Raw genomic sequence first — 21,203 nt, 5'->3', positions numbered from 1 at the left:
TCAAATTTTTTCTTCTGCTCCCTCTTTTCCTCAAGAAAACTAGTCTCAGCTGTTTGCATGATCTACAATACGGCAAAATTCTAACTCGACTATTTTCAGGAAGAGCTGCATGTACATGAGCACTGACGAGGTTCGTAACGCGTTCCTCAAGTTCTTTGAAAGCAAAGGACACCAAATCGTAGAAAGTTCATCGTTAGTTCCACATAACGACCCAACCCTGCTGTTCACAAACGCAGGTATGAACCAATTTAAAGATTGTTTCTTAGGCTTAGAAAAACGAGCCTATACTCGAGCGACTACGGCTCAACGTTGTGTACGTGCTGGTGGTAAACACAACGACCTGGAAAATGTTGGCTTTACCGCTCGTCACCACACATTCTTTGAAATGCTAGGCAACTTCAGCTTTGGTGACTATTTCAAAGAAGATGCGATTTCATTTGCTTGGGAATTCCTAACCGAAGTACTTAAACTGCCTGCGGATCGTCTATTGGTAACCGTTTACGAAACCGATGACGAAGCATTCGACATCTGGAACAAAAAAGTTGGCGTGCCTGCTGATCGTATCGTGCGCATTGGTGACAAAGAAGGTGGCAAGCCTTACGAGTCTGATAACTTCTGGCAAATGGGCGACACTGGTCCTTGTGGTCCATGTACTGAAATCTTCTACGATCACGGTGAACACATCTGGGGTGGTCGTCCTGGCACGCCTGAAGAAGATGGTGACCGTTTCATCGAGATCTGGAACAACGTATTCATGCAGTTCAACCGTCACGCAGACGGCACTATGGAACCGCTACCAAAACCATCGGTAGATACTGGTATGGGTATCGAGCGTATCTCTGCAATTATGCAAGGCGTTCACTCAAACTACGAAATCGATGTATTCCAAACTCTTATCAAAGCAGCGGCTGAAGTCATTGGTTATGAAGATCTATCGAACCAATCGCTACGCGTTATTGCTGACCACATCCGTTCATGTTCATTCTTGATTGTTGATGGTGTGATGCCTTCAAACGAAGGTCGTGGTTACGTACTACGTCGTATCATTCGTCGTGCCGTACGTCATGGTAACAAGCTAGGTGCACAAGGTGCATTCTTCTATAAGCTTGTTGGCGTATTAGCAGAAGTGATGGGTACAGCTGGCGAAGAGCTGAAGCGTCAACAAGCAGTGGTTGAAAAAGTGCTGCGTATCGAAGAAGAAAACTTCGGTCGTACACTTGAGCGCGGTATGGTAATTCTTAACGAAGCATTAGATAACCTAGATGGCAAAGTGCTAGACGGCGAAACGGTATTCAAGCTTTACGATACTTACGGCTTCCCAGCAGACCTCACTAACGACGTTGCACGTGAGCGTGAGTTCGCGATCGACGAAGAGGGTTTCGAAAAAGCGATGGAAGAGCAGCGTCAACGTGCGCGTGAAGCTGGTCAATTCGGTACAGATTATAACGCAGCAATCAAAGTTGATACGCAAACAGAGTTCTGTGGTTACACAGGTACTAAAGGTTCTAGCTCAGTCGCAGCGATGTTTGTTGAAGGCAACGAAGTAGATTCACTATCTGCAGGCGATAAAGCCATCATCGTGCTTGGTGAAACGCCATTCTACGCAGAGTCAGGCGGTCAGTGTGGTGACGCGGGTGAAATCCGTACTGAGTCTGGTGTATTCCGCGTTGAAGACACTCAAAAACTCGGTAACGCAATCGCACACCACGGTGTAATGGCAGAAGGCGTGCTAGCGAAAGGTGACGAAGTGGCAACCATCGTTGACGCAGAGCGTCGCGCAGCTATCTCTCTTAACCACTCAGCGACGCACTTGCTACACGCAGCACTACGCCAAGTTCTTGGTGAGCACGTAACGCAGAAAGGCTCATTGGTGAAGGCAGACAACCTACGTTTCGACTTCTCGCATCTAGAAGCCGTAACCGCAGCAGAGTTGAAAGAAGTTGAGCGCCTAGTTAACGCGCAAATCCGTCGTAACCACACGATTGAAACCAACGTGATGGATATTGAGTCTGCTAAGAAGAAAGGCGCAATGGCATTGTTTGGTGAGAAGTACGATGACGAAGTTCGCGTGCTATCTATGGGCGATTTCTCTACTGAGCTTTGTGGTGGTATTCACGCATCAAGCACGGGTGATATTGGTCTATTCAAAGTCACATCAGAAAGCGGTATTGCAGCCGGTATTCGTCGTATTGAAGCGGTAACAGGCGAGGCGGCATTAGACGCTATTGAAGCTCAAAACGCGAAGTACGAAGAGAAACTGGCAGAGTCTGCACAGAAAGCAAAAGCACTAGAAAAAGAAGTGCAGAAGCTAAAAGATAAGATGGCAGCCGCAGAAAGCGCTAACATCATGGGCAAAGCGGTTGAAGTAAATGGCACAAAAGTTCTAGTTGCGGCCCTTGAAGGTGCTGATAGCAAGAACCTACGTACCATGGTTGATGACATCAAGAATCAAATGGGTTCTGGTGTTGTACTGCTTGCAAACGTAACGGGTGACAAGGTTGGCTTGATTGCTGGTGTGACTAAAGATCTCACTGGTAAAGTAAAAGCAGGTGATCTGGTTAAAATGGTTGCAGAGCAAGTCGGTGGTAAGGGCGGTGGTCGTCCAGACATGGCTCAAGCCGGTGGTACTGATGTTTCAGCACTACCAGAGGCAATCAAAACAGTTCAGCCTTGGCTAGAAGAGCGTTTATAAGCTCTTAACTAATAAAATTACGCTCAATCAAGTTTTTTTGATTGAGCGTAATTTTTTTTAGCAACCAAGTGGTTTAATTGACCAAAAGTTAACCGAGTCATTTAAGCTGCTTGGTTTTTGTTGTAACTACTGCTTATATAATTTTTCTCAAAGGAAATATTTAAGATGTAAGCAGTTCTAAAGAGACTTCGGTCTTGGGAAGGTGAAGACTGGTGAAAAAGCCCCTTATCGTGCAAAAGTTTGGCGGAACCTCTGTGGGTTCAATTGAAAGAATCCACCAAGTCGCTGAACACATCATTAAGGCGAAAAATGATGGCAATCAAGTTGTTGTTGTCGTGTCTGCAATGTCAGGCGAAACAAACAGACTGATGGATCTCGCTAAACAGATAGATAGCGTACCTACAGCTCGAGAACTTGATGTTTTGCTCTCTGCTGGTGAGCAAGTGTCAATGGCACTGTTAGCCATGACTTTGAATAAAATGGGTCATGCTGCGCGCTCGCTTACCGGAGCACAGGCGAATATTGTGACGGATAATCAACACAATGACGCAACGATTAAACACATTGATACCACGACAATTATGGGATTGCTTGAGCAAGACCAAATCGTGATTGTTGCGGGCTTTCAAGGTGTGAATGAGAACGGGGATATCACCACATTAGGTCGAGGTGGCTCAGATACGAGTGCTGTGGCACTGGCGGGCGCATTGCGCGCTGACGAGTGTCAAATCTTTACCGACGTTGATGGTATTTATACTTGTGACCCACGTGTAGTGAAAAATGCGCGAAAATTGGCGGTTATCGATTTTCCTTCAATGGAAGCGATGGCAAGCCGAGGCGCAAAAGTATTACATTTACCTTCAGTGCAGTTTGCATGGAAGAATAATGTGCCACTACGCGTGCTTTCGACATTTGATGTTAATGAAGGCAGTTTGGTAAAGGGGGAGTCAGGCAATCAAGCCGTCTCTGGTATAGCCATTCAACGTGACCTTGCCATTATCGAAGTCGATAAAGAACATTTATCTAGTGCTACAAAACAATGTCAGATGTTGGGTATAGACATTTGGAATGTGATCGAGGAAGCAGAACGGGCAGGTATCATGATAAAACAAGATGCATGTGCCAAGTTCGATCTGGTGTTCAGCGACAAAATCCGTAATAGTGAAGTGGTAAGCCTGTTGACCGCAGTGGGGCTTGAGGCCAATGGAATGGTAGAGCACGCATGCGATTTGTTGGCAAAGCGAGATATTGAGATCAATTTCAGCGCAACGAATGCACTCACTATGATGCTAGTTTTAGCACCCGAATGTGTGGATACAGCAGCAAACATTCTGCATGATGCTTACATTACGTCTAGTGAAGCATTAAACATTCAACAAAAACATGCCTTTTTAGGCTGATTTTCGCTAACAAGGTAGTTTACGAAAATATAACTTTTGTTGGATAATAGCTTTGTAGCAAGAAAATTTAGAGATTACTCAAGGAGCAAAGAATGCTAATTTTGACTCGCCGCGTAGGCGAAACACTGATGATTGGTGATGAAGTGACTGTAACTGTACTAGGTGTGAAAGGTAACCAAGTACGTATCGGCGTTAACGCTCCGAAAGAGGTTTCAGTTCACCGTGAAGAAATCTACATGCGCATTCAAGCTGAAAAAGGCAATGGCAACGTTGCTTCAGGTAACTACTAAGTCGCTCCTGTTTACAGAGCTTAGTTTGAATGAAAAAGGCTAACCGAAGGGTTGGCCTTTTTAGTCTTTAATGTTTTTGAAGATTTGCGGAAACCATTGTGTTGAGTGTGGCCGTGAATCCGTCAATATTGTTGAATCGAACACCAGGAAGTTGTTTGAAAATAAATGTCTTTTTTTCAGAGAAGACTCTCTTTTTTTCATCATAATAGAGTGGTAAAGTTCGTTTAATAGTCACTTTGATTAAATCAGCAACGGTTAAGTCAGTTTCGTGGATTTTTTCAAAGAAAGTGTTTGACATATTTTCGGTAAAACGTAATATGTGCCTCCGCAAGACGGTGAGGTGGCCGAGAGGCTGAAGGCGCTCCCCTGCTAAGGGAGTATACGGTTTATCCCGTATCGAGGGTTCGAATCCCTCCCTCACCGCCATTCTTGCAATGTTGAGAAATCAACAAAAAAGTGCGTCCTTAGCTCAGCTGGATAGAGTACCTGGCTACGAACCAGGCGGTCGGAGGTTCGAATCCTCCAGGACGCGCCATATCTCTTCTGAGATATAACAATGAAAACGGTGAGGTGGCCGAGAGGCTGAAGGCGCTCCCCTGCTAAGGGAGTATACGGTTTATCCCGTATCGAGGGTTCGAATCCCTCCTTCACCGCCATTCATTGACTGGCCCGATGGCCTTTTTTTTGTTTCGTAAGAAATGAATGTGATTTGCTTCACAACTTCCTAGCAAGAAGATCTGCGCGTCCTTAGCTCAGCTGGATAGAGTACCTGGCTACGAACCAGGCGGTCGGAGGTTCGAATCCTCCAGGACGCGCCACTATTTAATAATTCGTTTGATAAACGGGTTATACAAAGTAAAATAAGATTATTGCGCGTCCTTAGCTCAGCTGGATAGAGTACCTGGCTACGAACCAGGCGGTCGGAGGTTCGAATCCTCCAGGACGCGCCACTTATTGAAGGGTATTGCCCTGATATTGACGAAAGTTGATGTCGAAAACTGCGCGTCCTTAGCTCAGCTGGATAGAGTACCTGGCTACGAACCAGGCGGTCGGAGGTTCGAATCCTCCAGGACGCGCCACTTATTAAAGGGTAATGCCCTGATGTTGACGAAAGTTGATATCGAAAATTGCGCGTCCTTAGCTCAGCTGGATAGAGTACCTGGCTACGAACCAGGCGGTCGGAGGTTCGAATCCTCCAGGACGCGCCACTTATTAAAGGGTATTGCCCTGATATTGACGAAAGTTGATATCGAAAACTGCGCGTCCTTAGCTCAGCTGGATAGAGTACCTGGCTACGAACCAGGCGGTCGGAGGTTCGAATCCTCCAGGACGCGCCACTTATTAAAGGGTAATGCCCTGATGTTGACGAAAGTTGATATCGAAAATTGCGCGTCCTTAGCTCAGCTGGATAGAGTACCTGGCTACGAACCAGGCGGTCGGAGGTTCGAATCCTCCAGGACGCGCCACTTATTGAAGGGTAATGCCCTGATGTTGACAAAAGTTGATATCGAAAACTGCGCGTCCTTAGCTCAGCTGGATAGAGTACCTGGCTACGAACCAGGCGGTCGGAGGTTCGAATCCTCCAGGACGCGCCACTTACAAAAAAAGCCTCGCAATTGCGAGGCTTTTTTTGTATCTGGACATCAGGAACTATGGCCTAGAGTTGTTAGAGGCGAGGTCCTTCTTTTCCAAAAGCGAATATGTGCTTATCTAAGCAATTTGGAATAAAGTTTCTGCTGTAGTTTGTGAATCTATCCTTACTATCTCTCCTGTATATTGATTTCCGTTTCTTTCACTTCAATTGTTTAAATGTAACTTCTTTGTTTTTTATTTGTTTATTAATCGTTATTTAATGGCATCCTTTTGTTTCTATTAGCTTTTATGTGTAAATCTCGATTTGGTTTTGAAATCCAAATCGCAGTTTTTATTTATGTCCTCCTTTACTCTGTTCGTAAGGAGATAGCAGATTCGCAGTAATTATTTTGTCATGAACTGTGATCTGGGTAGTGAATAAATAATCATTTATCAGGATTATTACAAACCTTCCTTAAACAAAATTGACAAAATTTAACCAATCGAGATAATCCATTGGTCGGGATTTGACGCTATTAAAGTCCTGCACGTTGTCAGGATGACAAAGAAAGGAAGCAACATGACTAATATAGGAAGCCTGCTAGTAGATGCGGCCACCCTGATGCTAACGGGGATGGCGGTCGTATTTATTTTCCTCACTATTCTTGTTTATCTCGTTCGGCTAATGTCGAAATTGGTACCAGAAGAAGTACCAGAGCCGATCGCAGCACCAAAAACAAATACTAATATTCAATCAACCTCTTCAGCTGTTAGTCCACAAGTAGTGGCGGCGATCTCGGCTGCGATTCATAAACATCGCGCCTCATTCGCGAAGTAGCCGAACCAGGATTAAAAAGGAGTTTAAGAGCATGTCTAAACCACTAGCTATTACAGATGTGGTCCTTCGTGATGCCCATCAATCACTATTTGCTACGCGTATGCGTATTGAGGATATGCTGCCTATCGCAGCTGAGTTGGATAAGGTTGGTTACTGGTCTCTAGAGACTTGGGGTGGAGCAACGTTTGATTCTTGTATTCGATTCTTAGGGGAAGACCCTTGGGAGCGTTTGCGTGAGCTGAAAAAAGCGATGCCCAATACGCCAATGCAAATGCTACTGCGTGGTCAAAACCTTTTAGGATACCGCCATTATGCCGATGACGTAGTAGAGAAGTTCGTTGAACGCGCGCATGCTAATGGTATGGACGTGTTCCGTATCTTTGATGCAATGAATGACGTGCGAAACTTCCAGAAGGCCGTAAAAGCAACGGTCGATGTTGGCGCACATGCTCAAGGTACGCTGTCTTACACAACAAGCCCTGTACATAACGCAGACACTTGGGTTGACTTGGCAAAACGCCTAGAGGATTTAGGTTGTCATTCACTGTGTATTAAAGATATGTCTGGCTTACTCAAGCCTTATGAAGCGGAAGAGCTTATCACGCGTATCAAAGCGTCTTGTGATGTGCCATTAGCACTTCATTGTCACGCGACGACAGGCTTGTCTACTGCGACAGCGGTAAAAGCAGTTGAAGCTGGTATTGATATTCTCGATACAGCGATTTCTTCAATGAGTTGTACCTATGGTCACACACCGACTGAAACGGTAGTCGCGATGCTAGAAGGAACCGAGCGAGATACGAATTTGAAGCTCGAGCAACTAGAACCTATCGCCGCGTATTTCCGTGAAGTACGTAAGAAGTACGCGAAGTGGGAAGGTCAGTTGAAAGGTGTAGACTCTCGCATCCTGATTGCTCAAGTGCCTGGCGGCATGCTGACTAACATGGAAGGCCAGTTGAAAGAACAGGGCGCGGCGGATCGCATTGATGAAGTCTTAGAAGAGATCCCTCGTGTACGCGAAGATCTTGGTTTCATTCCATTGGTGACTCCAACTTCGCAGATCGTCGGAACGCAAGCGGTGATTAACGTGCTTACTGGCGAGCGCTATAAGAGCCTTACTAAGGAAACCGCTGGTCTATTGAAAGGCGAATACGGTCAAGCGCCAGCCGAGTTAAATGCAGAGCTGCAAGCTAAAGTACTTGATGGCAAAGAGCCTATTACGTGTCGTCCTGCCGATTTGCTTGAGCCTGAAATGGAGACGCTTACTGTTGATCTAATGGAGAAAGCGAAATCAGAAGGTATTAAGCTAGCAAGTGAACGTGTTGATGATGTACTTACTTATGCGCTTTTCCCTCAAGTTGGTCTTAAGTTCCTTAAGAATCGTGAAAACCCAGAAGCATTTGAACCTGCACCAACGCTAGAAGCCGCGAAGCCTGCCGTACCTGCGGCGCAACCAGCAACTGGCGGCGTAGAAACTTATAGCGTACGTGTTGACGGACAGGTGTATGAGGTGGAAGTTGGTCCTCAAGGCGAGCTAACCTCTGTCGCTCCTTCTGCGGCGCCAGCAAAATCGACGGCACCTAGCGCACCTTCTAGCGCTTCTGCTGAAGCGGTGCCTGCTCCTCTTGCCGGTAACATCTTTAAAGTGAATGTTCAGCCTGGCGCTGAAGTGGCTGAAGGCGATGTACTACTGATTCTTGAAGCAATGAAGATGGAAACAGAAGTGCGTGCGGCGCGTGGTGGTGTGGTTCAAGAGTTGAACGTTAAAGAAGGCGATGCTGTCACAGTAGGTGCGCCTCTATTGAGCCTGGCGTAAGGGAGTATCATGGACGGATTGTTAACCCTTTGGGCAGAAACAGGGATCGCTAACTTCGAGTTCGGCCAAATCTGTATGATGCTGGTTGGTTGTACCTTGCTGTTTTTGGCAATCAAAAAAGGCTTTGAACCTTTACTGTTATTGCCGATTGGTTTTGGTGCTATCTTGGCGAATATTCCAAATGCTGGCTTTACTGAGCCTGGCGGCTTGCTCTACTACGTTTACTACATTGGGATTGAATCGGGTGTGTTCCCGTTGTTGATCTTCATGGGTGTGGGTGCGATGACCGACTTTGGTGCTTTGATCGCAAACCCAAAAACGTTGTGGCTAGGTGCGGCAGCTCAGTTTGGTATTTTTGCGACACTGTTTGGCGCTATTTTGCTCAACTATGTGCCTGGTATGGAGTTCTCCATGGCGGATGCATCGTCTATCGCCATCATCGGTGGTGCGGATGGCCCAACGGCGATTTTCTTAGCAAGTAAGTTATCACCAGACCTGCTTGGTGCGATTGCTGTAGCCGCGTACAGCTACATGGCTTTAGTGCCAATCATTCAGCCGCCAATCATGAAGGCGCTAACCACTAAGGAAGAACGTGAGATTCAAATGGCGCAACTGCGTCACGTGGGTAAGTGGGAAAAGGTATTGTTCCCGATGGCAGTATTACTCATGACGATTCTTTTCCTACCTTCAGCAACGCCTCTTGTCGGTATGTTCTGTCTTGGTAACTTAATGCGTGAAGCGGGTGTGGTCGATCGTCTATCGAAAACCGCACAAAATGAGCTGATCAACATCGTGACGATCTTCTTGGGCTTAGGGGTTGGCTCGAAGCTGCAAGCGGATCAATTCCTGAACTTAGAAACATTAGGCATTCTAGGGCTTGGTGCGGTTGCGTTTAGTATTGGCACGGGTGCTGGTGTGCTAATGGCTAAGTTGCTGAACAAGTTCTCAAAAGAAGACATCAACCCACTTATCGGTGCGGCTGGCGTTTCTGCGGTACCAATGGCCGCGCGTGTGGTGAACAAGGTCGGCTTACAAGCTAACCCGCAAAACTTCTTGTTGATGCATGCGATGGGACCAAACGTTGCAGGTGTATTGGGCTCAGCAGTGGCCGCTGGTATCTTGCTAGCACTTGTCGGCTAGTCATTACCGAAAATGGAATGATCAACCAATTTACAAAATCACGATTAACTTCGGTTAACAAAATGGTTTATAGTCAAAGGGATGCTTTCGCATCCCTTTTTGTTTTCTTGCAGGGAATGGCTTATGGAACACAAACAGATCGTTATCACTGAATTTGGTGATGCCAACGTACTCGCGATTCAACATGCTTCTACACCATCACCACAGCCTGGTGAAGTCTTAGTAAAAGTCGCTTTTTCAGGCGTAAATCCTATTGACGTTAAAACTCGAGCCGGACTCGGTTGGGCAGCTGCGCAGAACAAGGATAATTTACCTTGGGTGCCAGGTTACGACATCTCAGGAAAAGTGGTGTCTTGTGGAGAGGGGGCGTCGCGTTTTAATGATGGTGATGAGGTGGCTGGATTTATCGGTTTCCCAGTCCGAGGAGGTGGGTACAGTCAGTACGTATGTGTTCCAGAAGCTGAGTTAAGTCATGTTCCCAGTTCAGTTACTTTAGAGGCTGCCGCAGCATTACCGTTGGCTGGCCAAACTGCGGCACAAGCACTCAGCAAAGCCAATGTGACAGAAAACGATCGCGTACTTATCCTCGCAGGAGCCGGTGGCGTTGGACACCTAGCGGTACAAATCGCGGTCGCGACTAAAGCGGAAGTCTTTACAACCTGCAGTGAACGAAATTTAGACTACCTGGCTACCCTTGGCGCTCACGCAGTGAACTATCAATTTGCACCAGTGTCAGAACGTGTTGAAGACGTTGATGTTTTGATTGATTTAGTAGGTGGAGATGCCGCGTTAGATGCGCTTAAATGCCTGAAAGACGGTGCGAGAGTCATAACCGTTCCAACCATCACAGCTGAGCTGATTTGTGAAAAAGCCAAACTCCTAGGCTTTGAGGCTAACGGCATGTTGGTTGAGCCAGATCCAGCGCAATTAGATACCTTGTTGTACATGGTTGGCGTTGGTTTACTGAAGACTGAAATTCAACAGGTTTATCCGATGAGTGATGTGATTGCTGCTCACCAGCAAGTTGAATCAGGAAGAACCAGAGGCAAGGTGTTGCTTGATATGACATGCTAGAAGCATTTAATACGAGCTTTGAAAGTTTAGCGCTTTGGTTTTCAGATTCAGCATTATGGGTGCTTTTCATGACCGGTTTTCTCAGTGCCACTTTGTTACCTGGTGGCTCTGAGGCGGGCTTAGTTGCCACTCTCTCATTAAATCAATATTCCGTTTCGTCAATTATTATGGTCGCGACTATCGGCAATACGCTTGGTGGCTTAACAAATTATTGGCTTGGCTTGTGGATTCCCAACAAAGCGCAAGAAGAAAAGCACGGTCATACCGCATTAAAGTGGCTGTCAAAGTATGGCTATTGGGGATTATTTTTTAGCTGGTTACCCGTGATTGGAGACCCGCTGTGTTTAGCCGCAGGGTGGCTGAGAATGAAGTTTCTGCCTTGCGTGATTTTAATATTTTTAGGAAAGGCTGCTAGGTATAGCTTACTTGCGGCCATCTATCTCGGATTATTTTAAGGAAAGTACATGAAGATGTTTTGGGTTAGCGCGTGTTCACTTTTGGTGATCACGGGCTGTGTATCAAATACGCCAGTTTCATCACTGCCGGAAGGGGTAACTTTCGTTGAGTCATCGAAAGCGGAAGAAGGCAAAGTTAAGATTCCATACCAAAAGTATAAACTCGATAATGGCTTAACGGTGATCTTAGCTCCTGAAGATTCCGACCCATTGGTCCATGTGGATGTGACTTACCATGTTGGCTCGGCTCGTGAAGAGGTGGGTAAGTCTGGTTTTGCGCATTTCTTTGAGCACATGATGTTCCAAGGTTCAGAGAACGTTGGTGACCAAGAGCACTTCAGAATCATCACAGAGGCTGGAGGTACGTTAAATGGTACGACAAACCGTGATCGTACTAACTACTTTGAAACTGTCCCGGCTAACCAGCTAGAGAAAATGCTGTGGTTAGAGTCTGACCGTATGGGCTTTTTGCTGGATGCGGTTTCTCAACGCAAATTTGAAATTCAGCGTTCTACTGTAAAAAATGAGCGAGCTCAGCGTTACGATAATCGTCCTTATGGCTTAATTTGGGAGCGCATGTCTGAAGCGCTATATCCTGAAGGTCATCCGTATTCGTGGCAAACTATTGGTTATGTTGAAGATCTTGATCGTGTTGATGTGAACGATCTCAAAGCGTTTTTCTTACGTTGGTATGGCCCAAACAATGCGACTATCACTATCGGTGGGGACTTAGACGTTGAACAAACTCTTGAGTGGGTAAATAAGTACTTCGGTTCGATTCCTCGTGGGCCAGAGGTTGAAAATGCGCCGAAACAACCTGCAAAACTGCAAGAAGACAAATACATCACGCTAGAAGATCGCATTCAACAACCGATGGTGATGATCGCGTGGCCAACAACTTACAACGGCGAAGAAAGCCAAGCGTCTCTCGATACGCTATCTGAAGTGCTAGGTGGCGGTACAAACAGCGTGCTCTACCAAGACTTAGTCAAGACTCAAAAAGCCGTCGATGCGGGCTCATTCCATGACTGTGCAGAACTGGCGTGTAACTTTTACGTTTATGCAATGGGTGACTCTGGGGACAAAGGCGACCTATCAAAACTGTACGACGAGCTTTTACAGTCACTCAATCAGTTTGCTGAAAAAGGCGTGACAGAAGATCGCCTTGAGCAGTTAAAGGGTAAGGCGGAAGCGGATGCTATTTTTGCGCTAGAAAGCGTTAAAGGTAAAGTAACGCAGTTGGCATCCAACGAGACATTCTTCGGCGATCCTGATCGTCTTGAGCAACAGCTTGAGCAGATCCGCGCAGTGACGCCAGCATCGGTAGAAAAAGCGTATACGGATTTTATCCAAGGTAAGAACAAAGTGACCCTAAGCGTGGTACCAAAAGGAAAAACTGACCTTGTCGTAAAACCAGCGACCTTTGTGACGCCAAAGCGTACGCTACCAGAATACGAGAAGATCACTGATGATCAATTGGCGTATCGTCGTGCGACCGATAACTTCGATCGCTCTGTGCAACCGCCTGTAGGGGAGCCAGTGAAAGCGACGATGCCTGAGTTGTACGAGCTTCATTTTAATAATGGCTCGGAGTTGCTTGGTGCGGTTAGCGATGAAACACCAACGGTCATGATGCAGTTTAGTTTACCTGCGGGAACACGTTTTGTTGAAAAGGGCAAAGAAGGTCTTGCCCAGTTGACCGCAGCAATGTTGCAAGAAGGCACAACGAAACGTAGTGTCGAAGAGATTCAAGCTGAGCTCGATAAACTAGGTAGTGTCATCTCCGTGAATGCAACGGGCTACACAACAAACATCAGCGTTTCTGCTTTAGAAAAGAACTTAGAGCCGACGTTGAGAATTGTCGAAGAGATGTTGCTGTCTCCTGCATTCAAGCAAGCAGACTTTGAGCGTGTAAAGATGCAAGCGCTAGAAGGTCTTGTGTATGAGCACCAAAACCCAAGCTGGATGGCATCACAAGCGAGTCGCCAAGTGCTCTATGGAGACTCTGTTTTTGCTCGACCAAAAGACGGCACGCAAGCAGGTGTCAGTGCACTAACGTTGGATGATGTCCGTGAATTCTACTCGAAGCATTACACGCCACAAAGTGCGCAAATCGTCGTTGTTGGTGACATTGATCAACAGGAAATTGAACAGCAACTGACGTTCTGGAAAAACTGGCAGGATGAAGCTGCGCCATTGTATGCACCGCAAAGCATCGCTGCATTAGGTGAGCAAAAGATCCATCTTGTTGATAAACCAGGTGCACCACAAAGTGTGGTCATGATGGTTCGTCAAGGTATGCCTTACGATGCAACGGGCGATTTTTACCTAAGCCAACTGGCAAACTTCAACTTAGCTGGAAACTTCAATAGCCGCATTAACCAAAACCTACGTGAAGATAAGGGTTACACATACGGCGCTTACGGCTACTTCTCTGGAAATCCAGAAACTGGCTCGGTTGTTTTCACCGCGCAAGTACGAGCGGATGCAACGGTTGCTTCGATCATTGAGATGGAAAATGAGCTAAATGAATACTCGCAGTCAGGAATTACTGATGAAGAGATGAAATTTATGCGTCAAGCGGTCGGTCAAAAAGATGCACTGAAATATGAAACGCCAACACAAAAAGCGGAACTCATCAGTGATATTCTTAAGTACAACCTCGATCAAGATTACTTGCAGCAAAGAAACGCTATCGTAGAAAAAGTCGATAAGCAGACTTTGAATGCACTGGCTCAAAAGTGGTTTGATCCAAATGACTATCAAATTATCGTCGTTGGTGATGCTAAATCACTGCGTCCTCAATTAGAAAAGTTGGGGAAAGACGTAGAAGAGCTTGAAATCATTCGATAGAGTACACATTTAATAGCGGAGAAACGTTTCTCCGCTATTCATCTAGATAAGCGACTTTTCGTGGGTTATTTATCTAGATGCATTAAATATCAATAACTTAGCTTACATTTGTCCTTTGTGACAAGTGTCCTGCTCCCAATATAAGCGAACCTCATTTTGACTGATTTTGCTGCGCGACTAAAAAAAGTTGCATCAAACCCCGAAGTATTTAAGCAGTTTGGACGCGGTGTTGAGCGAGAAACTTTGCGCTATCGTCAGGATGGACATCTAGCAACAACACCTCATCCAGAGGGGTTAGGCTCTGCGTTCACAAACCAATGGATCACGACAGATTTTTCTGAATCATTGTTAGAATTCATTACTCCTGTGTCACATGAAATTCCAGAACTGATGGCACAACTGAAAGATATCCATCACTTCACCCAGACAAAAATGGGTGAAGAAAAGATGTGGCCTCTTTCTATGCCATGTTATGTTGGCTCGGAAGAGGATATTCAGCTTGCTCAGTACGGCTCTTCGAATGCAGCAAAAATGAAAACCCTGTACCGAGAAGGCCTAAAACGCCGCTATGGCAGCCTGATGCAAATCATCTCAGGTGTGCATTTTAACTTCTCGTTCCCTGAGACATTTTGGGATGCGCTATACGGCGAGCAAGATGAACAAGCCCGCCAAGATGCTAAGTCTGATGCCTACTTTGCGCTGATCCGTAACTATTACCGTTTTGGTTGGATGATTCCGTATTTCTTCGGTGCATCACCAGCGTTATGCGGCTCTTTTATTCAAGGTCGTGAAACCGATCTGCCATTCGAAAAAATTGGCGGCACTTTGTATTTGCCGAAATCGACGTCTTTGCGTTTGAGCGATCTGGGCTACACCAATAGTGCGCAAAGTGTACTGAAAATTGGCTTTAACAGCATTGATCAGTATCTGGATGGTTTGAGCGATGCGATTCGTCACCCATCAGAAGAGTTTGCGAAAATAGGCGTCAAAGTGGACGGTGAATACCGCCAGCTTAATTCCAATATTTTACAAATTGAGAACGAGCTATACGCTCCAATTCGCCCGAAACGCGTGTCGAAAAGTGGTGAGAAGCCTTCAGATGCGTTACGACGCGGTGGGGTTGAGTACATTGAAGTTCGCTCTCTAGACGTTAACCCATTCAGCGCAGTGGGGTTGGATGAAGAGCAAGTACGATTCCTTGATCTCTTCCTGACTTGGGCGGCCTTGTCAGACTCGGATCCAATGGACAACTGTGAATTAGAGTGTTGGCGCGACAACTGGAACAAAGTCATTGTTTCTGGTCGTGAAAAAGGGCTAATGCTTCAAATTGGTTGCCAAGGTGAACGTCTATCTCTGCAAGATTGGGCGCATCGAGTGTTTGTCGAGCTGCGTCAGATAGCGCAGCAAATGGATATGGCTGCTGGTGGCAGTGCATACCAAGATGTGTGTAATAAACTCGAGACATGGATTGATAACCCAGAACTAACGATTTCAGGTCAACTATTAGAGCTGACGAAAGAGCTTGGTGGGTTAGGTAAAGTCGGCTGTGCGCTTGGCATGAAGTACCGCGAGGAAAATCTAGCTCACGGTTATCAGTACTACTCGCAAGATACGATGGAAACGGAAGTGGCGTCGTCAGTAGAAAAGCAAAAGCAAGCGGAACAAAGTGACACGCTATCTTTTGATGATTTTTTGGAAGATTACTTTGCTTATCTGAAGCAGTAGTGAATAGGTAAAGGTTGGGTGGGATTGAACATTAAACCGTTAGTAGTATCGGTACTCGGAAGCATGTTACTTGCAGGTTGCGCCACGGCACCGCCAAAGCAGCAGAATAATTTATGTGAGATATTTCGAGAGAAATCCGGCTGGTATGATGATGCCAAAGATATGGAAGAAAAGTGGGGAACTCCCATTCATGTCGCTATGGCTATTATTAAACAAGAAAGCAGCTTTCGGCACGATGCGAAACCACCCAAAGACTATGTATTGGGATTTATCCCTTGGGGACGAGTCAGCAGTGCGTATGGTTACGCTCAAGCTCAAGATCCTGCTTGGGAAGATTTCCAAGATGCGACGGGTCAGGGCGGTTCTCGTACCAACTTTGATGATTCAATGATGTTTGTCGGTTGGTATACTCACGAAACGAGGCGCCAACTAGGGATTTCGTTATGGGACCCATACAGTCAATATCTGGCTTATCATGAAGGTCGAGGTGGGTACAAGCGAGGTACTTATAAGCGAAAGCCCAGTTTGCTCAAAGTCGCTCGACGTGTTGAACAAACTGCAAAAACTTATGGCTGGCAGCTGAAGCAATGTCGTCAGGAATTGGAAGACAACAGCAGCTGGTTCTTTTAACCTACAGCCTGTTTATGTGCTGTAGGGATGAATGACATTTATCCAGTACCGAGAGGTATTGGAGTTACAATCAGGAGAGATGTAATGCCTTTACTCGATAGTTTTACCGTGGACCACACTCGCATGAATGCACCGGCAGTGCGAGTGGCGAAGACCATGCAGACCCCAAAAGGGGACACGATTACTGTCTTCGATTTACGCTTTACCGCGCCAAACAAAGACATCCTTTCTGAAAAAGGTATTCATACACTAGAGCACCTTTATGCAGGCTTTATGCGCAATCACCTAAACAGCGATTCTGTTGAGATCATCGATATTTCGCCTATGGGTTGCCGCACGGGCTTTTACATGAGCCTGATTGGCACTCCATCAGAGCAGCAAGTAGCGGATGCTTGGATTGCGGCCATGGAAGACGTACTAAAGGTAGAAAGCCAGAACAAGATCCCTGAACTCAACGAATACCAATGTGGCACGGCAGCGATGCACTCTTTAGAAGAAGCACAACAGATCGCAAAGAGCATTTTGGATGCTGGTGTATCGGTGAACAAAAATGATGAACTTGCTTTGCCTGAATCGATGCTAAAAGAGCTGCGCATCGACTAGTTGCTAAAAACTTATCAAGAAGCATATTTATCCAGAACTAAAAAGAGCCTGACATGATCAGGCTCTTTTATTTTTTATCGTTGAGTTTTTCTCATCGTGAGTTGTAGATAGAGGCTATTTTTTCTTTTTAGGATAAACACGAACGAGCTTGATGCGGTTTTCTTCAATCTCAACAAGCTCCATTGGATGACCAGCCACTCTCACGCTTAAATGGCTCTCTGGAATATCTTCCAGGTGTTCCAAAATAAGACCGTTTAACGTTCTTGGGCCATCCGTTGGTAAATCCCATTTCAGGCCTTTGTTAATATCTCGGATATTGGTGCTGCCTTCAATGAGGAAGCTTCCGTCACCTTGAGGACTGATTTCATCAGAAAGGCTTGGAGAAATCGAGGTCGTGAATTCGCCAATGATCTCTTCCAGAATATCTTCCAATGTCACCAAGCCAATAATGTCGCCATACTCATCAACAATCAGACCAATACGCTGTTTGTTGCGTTGGAACTTTAACATTTGCACGTTCAGTGGCGTACCTTCCGGGATGTAATAGACTTCATCCGCAGCACGTAATAGCGTCTCTTTATTGAACTCGTTTTTTTCCAGCATCAGGCGGTAAGCTTCACGCAGGCGCAGCATGCCAACCACTTCATCAATTTGGTCACGATAAAAAACAATGCGTCCATGTGGTGAGTGGGTAAGCTGACGAACGATGGATTTCCAGTCATCATTAATATCGATACCGGTAATCTCATTGCGTGGCACCATGATGTCGTTCACAGTGACGTGCTCAAGATCCAAAATAGATACCAACATGTCTTGGTGTCGGCGAGGGATCAATCCGCCAGCTTCGTTTACTACGGTACGCAGCTCATCGGAACTAAGATGGTCTTCTACTGAGTGATCGGCTTTTACGCCAAGTAAACGAATAAAGCCATTCGTAATAAAGTTAACGAGCATCACCAAAGGCGATAGTAACTTCATCAATATGGTCAGTAGGATACTGCTCGCGTAAGACACGCGTTCAGGGTACAGCGCTGCAATTGTTTTTGGGGTAACTTCAGCAAAAACCAATACAACCATAGTCAGTGCACCGGTTGCGATAGCGACACCTAAATCACCATACAAACGCATACCAATAATGGTCGCGATGGCGGACGCGAGAATATTAACGAGGTTGTTGCCGATAAGAATAAGACCAATCAAACGATCTGGACGGTCTAATAGCCTTTCGACTCGCTTAGCGCCTTTATGCCCATTTTTGGCTAAGTGCTTTAAGCGATAACGGTTCAGAGACATCATCCCTGTTTCTGAGCCGGAAAAGTAACCTGATATGACGATAAGACACGCGAGTAGCGCAAACAAGATACCCGTAGAGATGTCGTCCAAAACGTTGCTGTTCCTTGTAAGTATTGGGTTATATAACGGTTGAGTAAGTCCGTTAAGTCAAAGGGTTAAGGCGTACTGTATTTTATCTAGCCTAAAATATAAAGGATAGGAGCCCTAGAGCTCCTTAATTCAAGATGATTTCTTTCACAAAGCGACTGCCAAAATACGCCAGAGTTAACAGCGTTGCCCCTGCGACAGCGAACCAAGTAACTTTTCTACCACGCCAACCTTTTTGATAATGACCCCAAAGCAGTATTGAGTACACAACCCAAGCGATGAAAGAAAGAATTCCTTTATGCGCTTTACCTTGAGCAAACATATCCTGCACAAAGACAAAGCCAGTAATGAGCGTGCCAGTTAACAATAAGTTACCGATCAAAATGATTTTGAATAGCTGACGCTCTACCATTAATAAAGGCGGCAGGTTTGGGTTAATCGCCAAAGATTTTTTTGTTTTCAGTTTGTGATCCAACCAAGCCAGCTGAAGTGCGTAGAGTGCACCGATAGTTAAAGTTGCGTATGAGAACAGCGCAAAAGAAATGTGAATGAGTAGCTTAGGGTCATTCTCTAGGTGCTTGATAAACGTGCTTGGCAAAAATGTGGCAGCAGATAAATTGATGGCAGCAAAGCTATAAACGACAGGCAATAAAAACCACAACCGATTTTTCAACATAGCAAGGCTCATGACCAGAGAAATAATAAAACTGATCAAAGAGGCTACGTTTAGAATACTAAGGTTTTGACCTGCACCATCAAAAATCAGATCACTCAAAATCCACGCATGAAAAACAAGCGCACAGGCAGCACTAGCAAACACTGTTTTTGCTTTGATTCCTGACTGCTGTGAGAGTCCGGGTATGATGGTCGCAATCGCCAAAACATAAAGTATGGCGGCCGCGATGGCTATTAAGCTATCCATGAATCCTAAATATTATTGTGCACAATGAGGAAATTATACCTTGCATTACACTTTGGGGCTACGTTATATCCGACATCAATCGTGAGAGATGAGATATTGAAATTAATAAGTTACCGCACCATATAGAAATAGAGACAAGAATAGAGCAGCGGTACGGGTATGACTCAGACCTTGGCTAATGTATACTCACACTAATTAATCGCCATTTTAGCGAAGAGACAAAGATGTTTGAGAATTTAACGGATCGATTATCCAAAACGCTGAAAAATATCAGTGGCAAAGGTCGTCTGACCGAAGACAACATTAAAGAGACCCTACGTGAAGTACGAATGGCCTTACTAGAAGCTGACGTTGCGCTTCCGGTTGTTCGTGAATTTGTTAACCGCGTTAAAGAAAAAGCGGTAGGTGTAGAAGTTTCTAAATCTCTGACTCCAGGTCAGGAATTTATCAAGATCGTTCAAACAGAACTTGAAGCCGTAATGGGTGAGTCGAATGAGGCGCTAAACCTTGCCGCTCAACCACCTGCTGTGCTTCTTATGGCGGGTCTACAAGGTGCGGGTAAAACCACATCGGTAGGTAAGCTATCTAAGCTTTTAAAAGAGCGTGACAAGAAGAAAGTCTTGGTTGTGTCTGCCGACGTTTACCGCCCTGCGGCAATCAAGCAGCTTGAAACGCTGGCATCAGACATCGGTGTTGACTTCTTCCCATCATCACCAGACCAGAAGCCTATTGATATCGCCAATGCAGCGATTGACCATGCGAAGAAAAAATTCTACGACGTATTGATTGTCGATACCGCAGGTCGCTTGGCGATTGATGAAGAGATGATGGGGGAGATCAAAGATCTTCACGCAGCTATCAACCCAGTAGAAACGCTATTTGTTGTTGACGCTATGACGGGTCAAGACGCAGCAAATACAGCAAAAGCCTTTGGCGATGCGCTACCTCTTACCGGTGTAGTTCTAACTAAAGTTGATGGTGATGCTCGTGGTGGTGCGGCACTGTCAGTACGCCATGTAACGGGCAAACCAATCAAATTCTTGGGTGTCGGTGAAAAAACTGACGCGCTAGAACCGTTCCATCCAGATCGTGTTGCTTCACGTATTCTTGGTATGGGTGACGTTCTGTCTTTAATTGAAGACCTACAACGCAACGTTGACCAAGAAAAAGCAGAAAAGCTGGCGAAGAAGTTCAAAGAGAAGAAAGGTTTCGACCTTGAAGATTTCCGTGAACAGCTAGGCCAGATGCAAAACATGGGCGGCATGATGGGCATGATGGATAAGCTTCCTGGCATGTCTCAGCTACCAGACAATGTGAAAGACAAAGTCGATGACAAGATGTTCAAGCAGATGGAGGCGATCATCAGCTCCATGACAATGAAAGAACGTCAACGCCCAGAGATTATCAAAGGCTCACGCAAGAAACGTATTGCGGCTGGTTCTGGTGTGCAGGTTCAAGACGTAAACCGCTTACTAAAACAGTTCACCCAAATGCAGAAGATGATGAAAAAGATGCAAAAAGGTGGCATGAAAGGCATGATGCGCAACATGCAAGGCATGATGGGCGGCATGGGTGGAGGCGGTGGCTTCAACCCATTTGGTCGTTAATTAATCGATCACGCATAGATTCAGGGTGTTAGGTACGTCACAAACTTTAAATTCAATTTATGTTGGTGAAAAAGTAACTAAACTCCTTGCATTGCTCCGGGAGAAGAGTAAAATTCCGGAGCTTTATTTTGGCACGAGACCCCAAACTATTTAATTTCTTGAATGGTTTTTGGGGTTAATTTTATTTTTGAGAAAGCAAAGAGGAC

General features: G+C 45.6%; 15 protein-coding genes and 10 tRNA genes. 23 read left to right on the top strand and 2 right to left on the bottom strand.

Going from position 1 to position 21,203, the window contains the following annotated elements; translation table 11 throughout:
- Nucleotides 1–109: 109 nt before the first annotated feature.
- From alaS to luxS, 22 genes are all read left to right on the top strand, one after another.
- Nucleotides 110–2,692 carry an alanine--tRNA ligase gene (alaS, locus tag LIX84_RS09085; RefSeq protein ID WP_226421120.1) on the top strand — a complete coding sequence of 861 codons (2,583 nt, stop codon included), beginning with the start codon at nt 110–112 and terminating at the stop codon, nt 2,690–2,692.
- Between the two features lie 212 nt (nt 2,693–2,904).
- Nucleotides 2,905–4,092 (top strand): aspartate kinase, encoded by a 1,188-nt coding sequence (locus LIX84_RS09080; RefSeq protein WP_005393869.1) that lies wholly within the window; start codon nt 2,905–2,907, stop codon nt 4,090–4,092.
- A 92-nt stretch (nt 4,093–4,184) separates the two neighbouring features.
- Complete coding sequence (gene csrA, locus LIX84_RS09075; protein ID WP_004415691.1) at nt 4,185–4,382, top strand: carbon storage regulator CsrA; 198 nt, start codon at nt 4,185–4,187, stop codon at nt 4,380–4,382.
- Nucleotides 4,383–4,716: 334 nt separating this feature from the next.
- Nucleotides 4,717–4,808 (top strand) — tRNA-Ser (locus LIX84_RS09070).
- Between the two features lie 32 nt (nt 4,809–4,840).
- Nucleotides 4,841–4,917 (top strand) — tRNA-Arg (locus LIX84_RS09065).
- Nucleotides 4,918–4,946: 29 nt separating this feature from the next.
- Nucleotides 4,947–5,038 (top strand) — tRNA-Ser (locus tag LIX84_RS09060).
- 85 nt (nt 5,039–5,123) lie between these two features.
- Nucleotides 5,124–5,200: transfer RNA gene (locus LIX84_RS09055), tRNA-Arg, on the top strand.
- A 55-nt stretch (nt 5,201–5,255) separates the two neighbouring features.
- Nucleotides 5,256–5,332 (top strand) — tRNA-Arg (locus tag LIX84_RS09050).
- 52 nt (nt 5,333–5,384) lie between these two features.
- A tRNA-Arg gene (locus LIX84_RS09045) sits at nt 5,385–5,461 on the top strand.
- A 52-nt stretch (nt 5,462–5,513) separates the two neighbouring features.
- Nucleotides 5,514–5,590 (top strand) — tRNA-Arg (locus LIX84_RS09040).
- Nucleotides 5,591–5,642: 52 nt separating this feature from the next.
- Nucleotides 5,643–5,719: transfer RNA gene (locus tag LIX84_RS09035), tRNA-Arg, on the top strand.
- A 52-nt stretch (nt 5,720–5,771) separates the two neighbouring features.
- Nucleotides 5,772–5,848: transfer RNA gene (locus LIX84_RS09030), tRNA-Arg, on the top strand.
- Nucleotides 5,849–5,900: 52 nt separating this feature from the next.
- Nucleotides 5,901–5,977 (top strand) — tRNA-Arg (locus LIX84_RS09025).
- 557 nt (nt 5,978–6,534) lie between these two features.
- On the top strand, nt 6,535–6,792 hold the full coding sequence (locus tag LIX84_RS09020) for an oxaloacetate decarboxylase subunit gamma (RefSeq protein WP_005379932.1): 258 nt from the start codon (nt 6,535–6,537) through the stop codon (nt 6,790–6,792).
- Between the two features lie 31 nt (nt 6,793–6,823).
- Nucleotides 6,824–8,608: a sodium-extruding oxaloacetate decarboxylase subunit alpha gene (oadA, locus tag LIX84_RS09015; protein ID WP_226421119.1), complete on the top strand. Its 1,785-nt coding sequence runs from the start codon at nt 6,824–6,826 to the stop codon at nt 8,606–8,608.
- Nucleotides 8,609–8,617: 9 nt separating this feature from the next.
- Nucleotides 8,618–9,748, top strand: a complete 1,131-nt coding sequence (locus tag LIX84_RS09010) for a sodium ion-translocating decarboxylase subunit beta (protein WP_005396706.1) — start codon at nt 8,618–8,620, stop codon at nt 9,746–9,748.
- A gap of 123 nt (nt 9,749–9,871) precedes the next feature.
- Complete coding sequence (locus LIX84_RS09005; protein ID WP_005396705.1) at nt 9,872–10,822, top strand: NADP-dependent oxidoreductase; 951 nt, start codon at nt 9,872–9,874, stop codon at nt 10,820–10,822.
- Nucleotides 10,816–11,277 (top strand): YqaA family protein, encoded by a 462-nt coding sequence (locus tag LIX84_RS09000; RefSeq protein WP_005396704.1) that lies wholly within the window; start codon nt 10,816–10,818, stop codon nt 11,275–11,277. The genes LIX84_RS09005 and LIX84_RS09000 overlap by 7 nt, the downstream gene beginning before the upstream one ends.
- A 9-nt stretch (nt 11,278–11,286) precedes the next feature.
- Complete coding sequence (locus tag LIX84_RS08995; protein WP_226421118.1) at nt 11,287–14,130, top strand: M16 family metallopeptidase; 2,844 nt, start codon at nt 11,287–11,289, stop codon at nt 14,128–14,130.
- A gap of 156 nt (nt 14,131–14,286) precedes the next feature.
- A complete protein-coding gene (gene gshA / locus LIX84_RS08990; RefSeq protein WP_046875082.1) occupies nt 14,287–15,855 on the top strand; it encodes a glutamate--cysteine ligase in 1,569 nt (522 codons plus the stop codon).
- A 24-nt stretch (nt 15,856–15,879) separates the two neighbouring features.
- Nucleotides 15,880–16,485, top strand: a complete 606-nt coding sequence (locus LIX84_RS08985) for a transglycosylase SLT domain-containing protein (RefSeq protein WP_198528463.1) — start codon at nt 15,880–15,882, stop codon at nt 16,483–16,485.
- A gap of 84 nt (nt 16,486–16,569) precedes the next feature.
- Complete coding sequence (gene luxS / locus LIX84_RS08980; RefSeq protein ID WP_005396698.1) at nt 16,570–17,088, top strand: S-ribosylhomocysteine lyase; 519 nt, start codon at nt 16,570–16,572, stop codon at nt 17,086–17,088.
- 114 nt (nt 17,089–17,202) lie between these two features.
- Here the strand turns inward: luxS and LIX84_RS08975 are convergent, their stop codons facing one another.
- Together LIX84_RS08975 and LIX84_RS08970 are read right to left on the bottom strand one after the other, a co-directional pair.
- On the bottom strand, nt 17,203–18,471 hold the full coding sequence (locus LIX84_RS08975; RefSeq protein ID WP_005396696.1) for an HlyC/CorC family transporter: 1,269 nt from the start codon (nt 18,469–18,471) through the stop codon (nt 17,203–17,205).
- A 124-nt stretch (nt 18,472–18,595) separates the two neighbouring features.
- A complete protein-coding gene (locus LIX84_RS08970; RefSeq protein ID WP_167426247.1) occupies nt 18,596–19,390 on the bottom strand; it encodes a cytochrome C assembly family protein in 795 nt (264 codons plus the stop codon).
- A 224-nt stretch (nt 19,391–19,614) separates the two neighbouring features.
- Here LIX84_RS08970 and ffh point away from each other — a divergent pair, with 224 nt between their 5' ends.
- Nucleotides 19,615–20,997 carry a signal recognition particle protein gene (gene ffh, locus LIX84_RS08965; RefSeq protein WP_005385423.1) on the top strand — a complete coding sequence of 461 codons (1,383 nt, stop codon included), beginning with the start codon at nt 19,615–19,617 and terminating at the stop codon, nt 20,995–20,997.
- Nucleotides 20,998–21,203 lie beyond the last annotated feature (206 nt).

The organism is Vibrio sp. E14 (assembly GCF_020515785.1).
GTDB classification, from domain to species: domain Bacteria; phylum Pseudomonadota; class Gammaproteobacteria; order Enterobacterales; family Vibrionaceae; genus Vibrio; species Vibrio diabolicus.
Note: the sequence above shows the minus strand (reverse complement) of the source record. Positions and strands in the feature narration are given on the sequence as shown.

What these genes read in the sequence shown, in the direction of transcription:
- alaS (WP_226421120.1), top strand. Translation starts at nt 110, where the DNA reads ATGTACATGAGCACTGACGAGGTTCGTAACGCGTTCCTCAAGTTCTTT.
- csrA (WP_004415691.1), top strand. Translation starts at nt 4,185, where the DNA reads ATGCTAATTTTGACTCGCCGCGTAGGCGAAACACTGATGATTGGTGAT.
- LIX84_RS09020 (WP_005379932.1), top strand. Translation starts at nt 6,535, where the DNA reads ATGACTAATATAGGAAGCCTGCTAGTAGATGCGGCCACCCTGATGCTA.
- oadA (WP_226421119.1), top strand. Translation starts at nt 6,824, where the DNA reads ATGTCTAAACCACTAGCTATTACAGATGTGGTCCTTCGTGATGCCCAT.
- LIX84_RS09010 (WP_005396706.1), top strand. Translation starts at nt 8,618, where the DNA reads ATGGACGGATTGTTAACCCTTTGGGCAGAAACAGGGATCGCTAACTTC.
- LIX84_RS09005 (WP_005396705.1), top strand. Translation starts at nt 9,872, where the DNA reads ATGGAACACAAACAGATCGTTATCACTGAATTTGGTGATGCCAACGTA.
- LIX84_RS09000 (WP_005396704.1), top strand. Translation starts at nt 10,816, where the DNA reads ATGCTAGAAGCATTTAATACGAGCTTTGAAAGTTTAGCGCTTTGGTTT.
- LIX84_RS08995 (WP_226421118.1), top strand. Translation starts at nt 11,287, where the DNA reads ATGAAGATGTTTTGGGTTAGCGCGTGTTCACTTTTGGTGATCACGGGC.
- luxS (WP_005396698.1), top strand. Translation starts at nt 16,570, where the DNA reads ATGCCTTTACTCGATAGTTTTACCGTGGACCACACTCGCATGAATGCA.
- LIX84_RS08970 (WP_167426247.1), bottom strand. Translation starts at nt 19,390, where the DNA reads ATGGATAGCTTAATAGCCATCGCGGCCGCCATACTTTATGTTTTGGCG.
- ffh (WP_005385423.1), top strand. Translation starts at nt 19,615, where the DNA reads ATGTTTGAGAATTTAACGGATCGATTATCCAAAACGCTGAAAAATATC.